This window comes from Stenotrophomonas sp. 05L414_2 (assembly GCF_056397905.1).
In genome coordinates, this window is sequence record NZ_JBFTOJ010000024.1 from 22,208 (window position 1) to 32,151 (window position 9,944).

Sequence of the window (9,944 nt, forward strand, 5' to 3'; positions counted from 1 at the left end):
CTCAGAGGGGCCTGCAGGCTCATGGCATGCTTCGGCGTGCGCAATGCAAATCATTGCAAGGTGCGTGGCGGCTGCGCGGAACCGTGAGGACGGGCACAAGCTGAACGCCGGCGGCGCTTCCAACGAAATCTGAAGCCTGCATCCGTATCCTTGGTTGCTGGACGCAACCAACAGGGTGGATGGCTGTGGCACGACGTGGAATGCAGGGAGCACTTCTGGCCGCGGTGCTGCTGGCGGGCATCGCGCACGCGCAGCAGACGACGCCGGCGGCCGTACCCTTGCCCACGCCTGAACCCGTACCGGCGCCTGCCGTGCCGCCCGCTGCTGATGACGCGCCCGTGGTCCTGCCGCCTGCGCAGGGGAACGTGACCACGCTGGGCGAAGTGCGCGCGCTCAAGCCCGAAGACGACCAGCCGCTGGACCTGTACCGCTTCAAGAACCCGATGCGCGCGGAGAACAACCGCTTCAGCCGCGACTGGAGTGAGCCGCCGTCGCCCGAGCAGGTCAGCATGGGCGGTGGCTACATCATGATGGGCGTGGTCAAGGGCGTGATGGCCGCGGCCAAGGGCCTGAACAAGATCACGGGTGGCCCGGACCAGATCCAGTCGGCCATCGCGCGGYCGCCACCGGAACTGAGCGCCGAGCAGCAACGGCGCGCGCTGCAGTTCTGCGCCCAGCAGGATGGTTGCGGCGCACCGCCGGAGAAGTAGGCGTTATCCTGCGGGCCTTCCCTTCGAGGCTGCCTGGATGCCGCTGCGTACCCTGTTCCTGCTTGCAACGCTGAGCCCGCTTGCCGCGTCCGCCAGCGACCTGACCGATGGCGGTTCGTGCCGTAATGGCGCGTTCCCTTCGGAACAATCGGGCTTTGCCCTGGCCAAGGTGGTGGGCACGCCGCGCCTGTTCCTGCTGGGCGACATGGACGGCTGCCCGGCCAAGGGCGAACCCGCCTGCCGCCAGCGCAGCTACGTGGTGAGTGGCGACACGGTGGTGACCGGGCGTGATCTTGGTCGCTACCGCTGCGCGTTCTTCCCGAACAAGGTGGGTGGCAGCGCAGGCTGGGTGGATCGCAGCAAGCTGCAGGCGTTGCCGGTACCCGCGCCGACGCTGCAGGCCTGGTCGGGAGACTGGAAGGACAGTGACAACGGCCTGCGCATCCGCGTGCGTGACGGCCGCCTGCACGTGGAAGGCGATGCCTACTGGCCCTCGGCCAACCCGACGCCGGCAGAACGCCCGGGCGGCCCGAACATCGGCGCGGTAAGCGCGCAGGCAGTACCGCGTGGTGCCCAGGTCGACTTCGTGGAGGACACCTGCACGGTGCACGCGCAGCTGCTGGGCGATGTGCTGATCGTGGCCGACAACAGCGAGTGCGGCGGCATGAACGTGCGCTTCAACGGTGTGTATCGGCGCAAGTAGATCCACGCCATGCGTGGATGGTGTTCGCGATCCAATCGGCGGGATCAGGGCCTTTTCGCAGGCGAAAGGGATCCGACCCCGGGATCAACCCCGGGATCAGCGTCGGCGCTCAAGCCACCAGAGCAGCGATGCGCACAGCACGAACGCCAGCCACCACGGCCAGCGCGGCCCTGGTACACGCTGGCTCGCCTGCGCGGTTGCTGGCGCCGCAGTGGCCAGCCGCTGCGCGGTGGCATCCATCATCGCCTGCCGGTGCAGGGCAGGGGCCTGCTTCGGATCGAACACGTAGCGCCACTGCGTGCGGTCGCCGTGCTGCAGGCGCTGCCAACCGGCCTGGCGCGGCCACCAGCCCGCGCATCGTGTTGTGCCGGTGGTGCTGTCGACGATCAGCGGCACGCCATCGCCGCGTCCGTCGAAGGCCCGCAGCGGTGCCTGCACGCCGCACAGTGACTGCCGTTCGCCGGCCCAGGCCAGTGCCTGTGTCGACCACGGTCCTTCGGTACCGGGCTGCGCGCGAGCGAGGGAGGCGAACACTGTGCTCCACAACTCACCGTGGCGATCCTCGCGACCGGCCAGTACCCAGCGCCAGCTGTCCGTGATGGGCAGCAGCCCGATGCGCCCCTTGCCGACGGCGCGCCACCCACCGATGGGCTTGCTGTCGCGATCCTGCAGCAGGGGGCGGCTGTCGGCTGCCTGCAGCGCCAGGTACTCCAGCGCCGGCAGCGCCGCGGCGTGCGACGCGCGGTCGGCGTCTTCGCCATCAGTGGTGGGCAGGGTGCCGGCGGCAAGCGGCCCGCGACGTGCCTGCAACATCGTCGCGTCACCCTCGCCGGGCATTGCCGCAACCTGGCTGCTGGCATCGCCCTGCACGGGCAGGCCGAGATCGCGCAGGCGTTGCCGTGCGCTGGCTGATGGCGCGCCGGTACTGCGCACCAGCAGGCCCAGGCCATCGCGCAGGGCCTGGCGCACGGCCGCCAGCTGAGCGGCACCGAGCGCAGCCAGGCTGCGTTCGTCGAGCAGCAGCAGATCGCTGCGCGCCAGCGTGGAGGCGTCCAACGCCACGTTGCCGTCGCCCAGGCTGAGGCCTGCGCCGGTCTCGGCCTGCACCTGCACGCGGATGCCGGCATCGGTGGCCCAGCGGCGCAGGTACTTCAGTTCGGCGCCGGGGGCAGCCGAGCGCACCAGCACGCGCAGCGGAGCGGCGGCCAGCGTCTGCTGCGGCACCGGCACGCTGTCGGCCACATGGCCCTGCGCATCCAGCAGGCGCAGCTGGAACACGCTGCGGCCCTCGGCGCGGGCGATGCCGCTGAGCTGCACATGGCCGTCCGCCGCCAGCGGTGCACGATCGACCACCGCACCGGCCGGGTCCAGCAGTTCGGCCTGCGCGCGGTCTACCCCACGTGCCTGTGCGTGCACGTCGAAGCGCGCACCGGGAGCGGCGTCCGCGGGTGGCTGCAGGGCGATCCATCCGTTGGCTGCAGGGGGTGCCTGCCAGCGCGTGTCGGCGGGCAGTGCGGCATCGCGGTCACGCGCGGCCAGGCCGGCACCGATCAGTGTCACCGTGGAGGACGGATAGCGGCGCAGTGCAGTGGCCAGGTCCGGCACGCGCGCTGCACCGGCCATATCGGTTGCTTCCGGCAGCAGCACCCGGGTGCCGCCGGTGGGCAGTGCACCGGTCTTGTCGGCCCCGGCGCCGATCACCACCAGGCCGGCCAGGGAGGCGCGCTGTGAGGGCGGCAGCAGGCAGACGTACAGCAGCGCAGCGGCGGCCGCCTGCAGCGTGAGCACGGCGATAAGACGGCCGCGCCTCTGCGTGGGCGAACGCAGCTGGCGTGCACTGGCGACGAGCACGATCAGCGCCAGCGCCACTGCGACCCACACGTTCAATGGCGATGTGCTCATGGCTGTGCTTCCAGAGCGTCGAGGTAGCGCTGCCCCATGGCATCTGCCGCACGGCGTCGCATCACCTGCGGCAGTGGCCGCTGCAGTGCGCGCCACAGCTGCGCGCGCAGGCGCTGCCGGCACTCGGTGCAGCCGGGGTCGATGCGTAGTTGTTCGATGGCGGCGGCCAGGTCCAGTGCATCGGGCAGGAACGCGTTGTTGCGCTGCTGCCAGGTGGCCAGCATGTCCAGATCGGGAGTGCCGTCCTCGTCGCCCAATCGCTGCCAGGCCTCGACGACGGCCGGATCGGGCGGCGTGCGCGCGGCCAGCGGCAGGTCGCGGCTGGCCAGCCCGGCACGGTCGCCGCTCAGGCGCCGGCTCTCGTCGATCGGCGGCAGCTCCGGGCCGACGCGCGCCAGATAGATGCGCTCGGCCTGCTGCACCTGCTTGATGAACGCCAGCGCCTTGTAGGCAAACGGCAGGGCCTGCTCGGGGCGGCCCTGGCGCAGCTCGCCTTCGGCCGACCACATCTGGTCCAGCGCGGCCTTCAAGGTGGCGCGTGTCTGCGGGTCAAGCAGCGTCGCCGCCTCGGCGTGGTCGTGGGTATGCCCGTACTCGGACAGCACGTCGGTGGCGCTGCCGAACACCGGTGGCGTGTCATTGCCGCTGGCTGCGCCACCGTGGTCGTGGCCGTGCTCGTCGTGTGCGCCGGCCTCGGCGCCGTGACCGTGCTCATGATCGTCATCGTGTGCGTCTGCCGCTGGCGTATCGCTGGTGGGCAGGTCGCTGGTCGGCGGTGGTTTCGGTGCGCCCTCGCTTTCTTCGCCCAGGAACTGGCCGTAGCGCAGGCGCAGGATGCGCTGGTCGACGCCGATCGCATCGCTGCGCTTGATGAAGGTATCGGCGGCTACGCTCCGGCGTTCGCGGATCAACGCCTCGGCGTCGATGATGATCTGCCGCTGGCTGCGGAAGTACGCGGGCAGGGTCTTCTTGATGCGGCCTTCCAGTTCGGCACCGAGCACGGCCTCGGCGCTTGGCAGGCGCAGGATCACGCTGCTGCTGCGGCCGATTTGTGCCGCCGGCGCGTGGTTGTCGCGCACTTCCAGCTGGGCGATCACATCGTTGCCGGGCTGTGCGCCCAGCGCGGCCAGATCAAGGGTATGGGCAAAGCGCCGTGCCTTCGCCTCGCCGCTGCCGCTGAGCGTCACGCTGCGGCGTACGAAGGTGATGTTCTCGCCGCTGCCCTGGGTGATGGTGATCGACAGCGTCGCTTGTGGGGAGACGCTATGATCGTCGCTGGCCTCGAAGCGCAGCGTCCACTGCCGTTGCCCGGGGGTGCCCAGCACCAGGCTGGTGGCAGGCTCGATCACGCGCACCGTCGGCGCACGGTCGGCGACCACGTCGAGCCGATGCAGGCGGGTTTCGGCCAGCGCCGGTTCGCTGACCACGCGATACAGCACCGGGGTACGCGCTACGTCCTGCGCCTGCCATTCACCATTGCGCTCGCGCAACGGCAGGCGTCGACCGTCGTGGAACTGTAGCCAGGCGTTGCTGGGTGCACGGTCGAAGCGCAGTGACCAGGACAGGCGACTGTCGGCGGCGACCTTGGCGTCGAGTGCGTTCTGCGTACGCGTGGGTTGGCCGGTGTAGGCCGGTGCGTCGATGCGCAGTCGAGTGGACTGCAGGCGCAATGGACCGGCCTTGGTGCTGCTTTGCGGCGAGGCAGGCGCCGTGGGGCGCGGTGCGCCGCTGTGCGGCCAGCCCAGTGCCAGCACGGCGACGGCGATGCCGCCGATCCAGCACAGCGCCACTGCCCTGCGTGGCCAGCGTGGTCGCAGCTCGGGGAGGTTGTGTTCAAGTGCAGCCAGCACGTGGGTGCGCTGGCGCTGTTGCAATGGGTTGAGCGCAGCGCCATCGGCAAACAGCAGATCGGCGCTGTCTTCGCTGGCGCCACTGGCATCGAGCCTGCGCTGCAACCAGCGTCGGTCCAGCTGCCGGGCGCGCATCGTCGCGGCGGCCGCAATGATCAGCAGGGCCACGGTCGCCACGACGCAGGCGATATCGAAACCGGACACGCGCAGCGCGAGTGCCGCTGACGCCAGCGCCCACGGCAGGCCCAGCAGCAGGGTGATCGCCGCGCGGCGTCGACGTGCGCGCTGCCATGCCTGTTGCAGCGTCTTCATGGTGCGGCCCTGCGTCGCGCGCTGCTCGCCATCCAGCGCTCAAGCGCGAACAGCAGCACGATCACCAGCAGCAGCCAGGCGGTGGGTTCGCGCAGGGGCGGCGTTGCGGCGGGCAGGGGCGCCTGGCGTGGTGTCTGGTCCTGCGCATCACCCAACTGCGGCGTTGATGGCGGTTGCAGGGCCTGCAGCAGGTCGCGCGGCAGGCCGTCATCGCGCAGTGCACTGTTGCGGGCCACGTTCCATTCGCCGGGCAGATGCAGCAGGCGGCCTTGGCCGATGCGCTGCTGCCACAGCAGCGGTGCATTGTCTGCATCGCGCAGCAGTACGGGTGCACCCGCTGGCGGTTTCGCAGCGGTCAGCACCGTGCCGCCCTGCTGCAGCCAGCGCTGCCAGGTGCCAGGCAGCGCATCGGTGGCGGTCCATACGCCGATCTCGCCGCGGGCAGGCAACGCGTCGTCGGCCAAGGGGGCCGCCAATGGTTGCGTGCTCCACGCGCGCTGCAACGCGCCCAGCCATTGCAGCGCAGCGGCCGGTGCATCGCTGCGCGTACGCAGGCGTGGTGCCTGGGAAGTGTGTGGCGGCGCGGTGACGGCCAGCGCGTGTGGCTGCCACTGCACCTCGCGCGACAGCTGCAGGCGGGCACCATCAAGGCCGGGCAAGGGATCGGGTACGTGTACGGTCAGCGCGGTGCCGGCCGGCAACTGCGCGTCCAGCTCGCGCAGCAGGCTGGGCAGGGCAGCAGCGTTGGCCGGCGCTGGCTGGTCGACGGTGGGGAAGCCCGGCGCCAGCCAATGCCAGTTGCGCGCATCGGTGCTGCCGCGCAGCGCGGTCGCGTCCAGGCCCGGTGCCACCACCGTCCACGCTGCTGGCACGGGCGCAGGACCGGTCAGCGCCGGGCGCGCCAGCAGCAGGGCCAGTGCGGCCAGCAACAGCAAGCGCACCAGCAACAGCGGCCAATCATCGAAGCGGATGCGCTGCCGCGGTCGCACCTGGGCGCGCAGCCAGCGCAGCGCAGCGAAATCCAGTGGCGTGTAGGGATGACGGCGGGCGAGGTGGATCAGCAGTGGCAGCAACCATGCGGCCAGCGCCGCCAGGCCCAGCGGAAACAGCAGGCTCATGCGCCGCCCCTGCGGCCGAACAGCGCCTGCAGCGGCTGGTCCAGCGGCTGATCCAGCCAACCGGTCGCGCAGGCGATGCCACTGGCCTGCAGGCGCGACTGCAGCGCGGCGCGCGCCTGGGTGAAGCGCTGCAGGTAGTCGGCGCGGATCGCGGCGCCATCGCCGAGAAGTTCATCGCCCGTTTCCGGATCGCGGAAACGATGGCCTGCGTCGAAGGGGAAATCGCGCTCGTCGGCCGTCAGTACCTGCAGCAGCATCACCTCGCGGCGGGCGCTGGCCAGCTGCTCCAGCAGCACGATGCCCGCGTCGTCGAAGCCATCGCCGATGGCCAGCAGCAGATCGCCGGGGCGCACGCGCTCCCACAGCGGTCGCAGCCGCTCTGCGGCCGGCCATGCGCCGCGCGCCTGCAGGGCATGCAGCTGCAGATGCACGCGGTCGCGCTGGCGCGCGCCATGCGCGGCCGGCACCAGCTGCAGGCCTTCGCCGTTGATCGCCAGCAGGCCGAAGCGATCACCCTGCTGCAGCGCCAGCTCGACCACGCAGGCAGCCAGCTGCCGCATGTGATCCAGGCGGCTGCGTCCGGGCGCTGTATGGTCGGACTGGCCCGCCGAGGCTGTGGCATCGAGCAGCAGCCAGACGGTGATCGGGCTCTCGCGCTCGGATTCGCGCACGAAGAAGCGGTCCGAGCGCGCATACAGCTTCCAGTCGATCTGGCGCAGTTCGTCACCGGGCTCGTAGGCGCGGTACTGGGCGAATTCCAGGCCGGCGCCGCGGCTGCGGCTGGCATGCTGGCCGATGCCGCTCGCACCGCTGGCCAGGCGTGGCCGCAGGCGCAGCGCACGCAGGCGCGCACGCAGGTCGGGTGGCAGCAGCAGCGGCGTGCCTGCGGTCACCAGTGGATCAACCCGGGAAGGGAACGGCCTGCAGCAGTGCGGCGACCACATCGTCGGCCCGCTTCTGCTCGGCTTCGGCGGCAAAGGACAGCAGCAGGCGATGGCGCATCACCGGTGCCGCCAGCGCCTGCACATCCTCGCGGGTGGCGGCGAAGCGTCCCTGCAGCAGGGCGCGCGCCTTGGCGGCCAGCACCAGCGACTGCCCGGCACGCGGACCCGCGCCCCATTTCACCCACTGGTTGATCGCTGCCGGTGCACCATCGCCGGGGCGGCTGGCGCGGACCAGGCGGGTGATCCAGGCCAGCACGTCGGGGCTGACATGCACCTGGCGCACCGCCGCCTGCAGCGCGATCACCGCTTCGGCATCCATCACCTTAGGCACGCTTTCCGTGGCACCGCCGGTGGTCTGTTCGAGGATCTGCCGCTCTTCTTCCTCGCTGGGGTAATCGACCAGCACATGCAGCAGGAAGCGGTCCAGCTGTGCTTCGGGCAAGGGGTAGGTACCGGCCTGTTCGATCGGATTCTGCGTGGCCAGCACGAAGAACGGCGCCGGCAACGTGTAGGTCGTGCCGGCGTAGCTGACCGTACGCTCCTGCATCGCTTCCAGCAGCGCCGCCTGGGTCTTGGGCGGGGTGCGGTTGAGCTCGTCGGCCAGCAGCAGGTTGGTGAAGATCGGGCCCTGCTGGAAGCGGAAATGGCGATGACCGGTGCCGTGGTCTTCTTCCAGCAGTTCGGTGCCCAGGATGTCGCTGGGCATCAGGTCCGGGGTGAACTGCACGCGCCGGAACTGCAGTTCCAGTGCCTGCCCCAGCGAGCGCACCAGCAGGGTCTTGCCCAGCCCCGGCGCGCCTTCCAGCAGGCAGTGGCCACCGGCCAGCAGGCCGATCAGCAGCTGCTCGACCACGGTGTGCTGGCCGACCACGGCGTGGGCCAGGGCGCTGCGCAGCGCGTGCAGGCGCGGCAGCAGGGAATCGAGGTCGGGGGAGGTCATGGGCGTGGTCCGTTCAATTGTTCAATGCGTACATCACGATGTTGACGCCGAAGCGGGTGTTGTCTTCGGCCAGGAAACGCTTGTTGCGCCAGTCGTAGTCCCACTCGCAGCCGTAATCCTTGTTGCTGTAGAGCAGACCCAGCCGGCCATCGACCTCGATGCCTTTMAGGTAGTCGTGCACCAGGTCATCGCCCCAGCCGTTGAGCTCGAAGCTGGTCGCGGGCGGGCCGTCGGGGAAGCGGAAGAAGCTGCGGTACAGCGCGTGGCTGTTGGGCAGTTTCTGCAGCGCCTTCGGCCCGAACAGCCGGCCCATCTGCGCTTCGAACGAGGTGGCGAACAGGCCGTCGATRTCGTGGTTGCAGTCGTCGACGAARACRAAGCCRCCATTGCGCACGTAGCGCACGAAGTTCTGCCGTTCGGCCGCGTTGAACTCGACCAGGGTGTGCCCGGCCAGGTAGCAGAACGGCGCTTCCAGCATGCGCGGATCGGCCAACGCCACCACGCGTTCCTGCGGGTCCACCCGCAGGGAGGTGTAGTCGATCAGCGAGGTGATCAGGTTGGACGGCATGCGCGCGTCCACGTCCCAGTCGCCGGAGTCGTACTGCAGGCGGGTGAACCAGAAGTCGTAGCGCGAACTGCGCGGGCCTGCCTGCGCCCATGCCGGCAGCGCCGCCGCCGAAGCGGCAGCGGCCAACCAGCGCAGGCAGGCCCGTCGATCCATCAGACCGCGTCGGACAACGAGGTAAAGGTGAAATCGCGCAGCTTCATCGGCGGAATCATCATCACGAAGTTGGACTCGTCACCGGCCACGCGCACCGGCTTGCCCAGCTCTTCGATGTTGTTGAGCATGATCACCGGCGATTCGTTGAAGCGGAAGTTCTTCACCGGATGCTTGATCTGCCCGTTCTCGATGTAGAAGGTGCCATCGCGGGTCAGGCCGGTCAGCAGCACGGTCTGCGGATCGACCATGCGGATGTACCAGGTACGGGTGACCAGGATGCCCTTCTGAGTGCCGCGCACCAGTTCGGCGGTGCTCTTCTCGCCACCGCTCATCAGCAGGTTGCCGGGCGTGGCCTTGGCGGTCTTGCCCTGCTTCTGTGCCCAGAAGCGCGAGTAGTCGAGGTTGGCGACCTTGCCGTTCTCGATGATGGCGATGCGCTCACGCGGCATGCCCTCGTTGTCCCACGGCAGCACCGGCGCGTCCGGGTGCCACGGGTCGGCATGCATGTTCACGCGCGGATCGTAGACCTGCTCGCCCAGCTTGTTGCCACCGCCCTTCTTCGACAGGAAGCTGCGCCCTTCATCGGCCGAGCGTGCGCTGAAGAAGTTCATCATGAAGCTGATCAGGCCGGCGGCTGCTGCCGGCTCCAGGATCACCGTGTACTTGCCGGGTTCCAGTGCCTTGGCTTCCTGCGACTCGGTCGCCTTGCGCATGGCGATGCGGATGTCCTGGTCGGCCTTGAAG

General features: G+C 69.8%; 9 protein-coding genes. 2 read left to right on the plus strand and 7 right to left on the minus strand.

The features are described from left to right. Positions 1-179: 179 nt before the first annotated feature. The gene (locus AC1DJN_RS05440) at positions 180-710 is read left to right on the plus strand and encodes a hypothetical protein (protein WP_478038956.1); all 531 of its coding nucleotides are present in this window, start codon (positions 180-182) and stop codon (positions 708-710) included. Positions 711-747: 37 nt separating this feature from the next. Beyond that, entirely contained in the window at positions 748-1,413 is a 666-nt protein-coding gene (locus AC1DJN_RS05445; protein ID WP_032978392.1) for a hypothetical protein, read from the plus strand. Between the two features lie 96 nt (positions 1,414-1,509). On the opposite strand, the gene AC1DJN_RS05450 is transcribed toward AC1DJN_RS05445, so the two are convergent. The 7 genes from AC1DJN_RS05450 to AC1DJN_RS05480 all read right to left on the minus strand — a co-directional run. Then, entirely contained in the window at positions 1,510-3,315 is a 1,806-nt protein-coding gene (locus tag AC1DJN_RS05450) for a hypothetical protein (protein WP_032978389.1), read from the minus strand. Further along, positions 3,312-5,477: a membrane protein gene (locus tag AC1DJN_RS05455; protein WP_032978386.1), complete on the minus strand. Its 2,166-nt coding sequence runs from the start codon at positions 5,475-5,477 to the stop codon at positions 3,312-3,314. The genes AC1DJN_RS05450 and AC1DJN_RS05455 overlap by 4 nt, the downstream gene beginning before the upstream one ends. Continuing rightward, positions 5,474-6,595 (minus strand): BatA domain-containing protein, encoded by a 1,122-nt coding sequence (locus AC1DJN_RS05460; RefSeq protein ID WP_032978383.1) that lies wholly within the window; start codon positions 6,593-6,595, stop codon positions 5,474-5,476. Before AC1DJN_RS05460 ends, AC1DJN_RS05455 begins: the two co-directional genes overlap by 4 nt. Continuing rightward, the gene (locus AC1DJN_RS05465; protein ID WP_025876018.1) at positions 6,592-7,488 is read right to left on the minus strand and encodes a DUF58 domain-containing protein; all 897 of its coding nucleotides are present in this window, start codon (positions 7,486-7,488) and stop codon (positions 6,592-6,594) included. The genes AC1DJN_RS05460 and AC1DJN_RS05465 overlap by 4 nt, the downstream gene beginning before the upstream one ends. A gap of 7 nt (positions 7,489-7,495) precedes the next feature. Beyond that, positions 7,496-8,479, minus strand: a complete 984-nt coding sequence (locus tag AC1DJN_RS05470) for an AAA family ATPase (RefSeq protein WP_025876016.1) — start codon at positions 8,477-8,479, stop codon at positions 7,496-7,498. Between the two features lie 13 nt (positions 8,480-8,492). Beyond that, complete coding sequence (locus AC1DJN_RS05475) at positions 8,493-9,200, minus strand: DUF4159 domain-containing protein (RefSeq protein WP_025876014.1); 708 nt, start codon at positions 9,198-9,200, stop codon at positions 8,493-8,495. Then, positions 9,200-9,944 (minus strand): metallopeptidase TldD-related protein (locus AC1DJN_RS05480; RefSeq protein ID WP_478038957.1); only part of this gene is annotated, 745 nt, incomplete at its 5' end. The genes AC1DJN_RS05475 and AC1DJN_RS05480, both read right to left, overlap by 1 nt.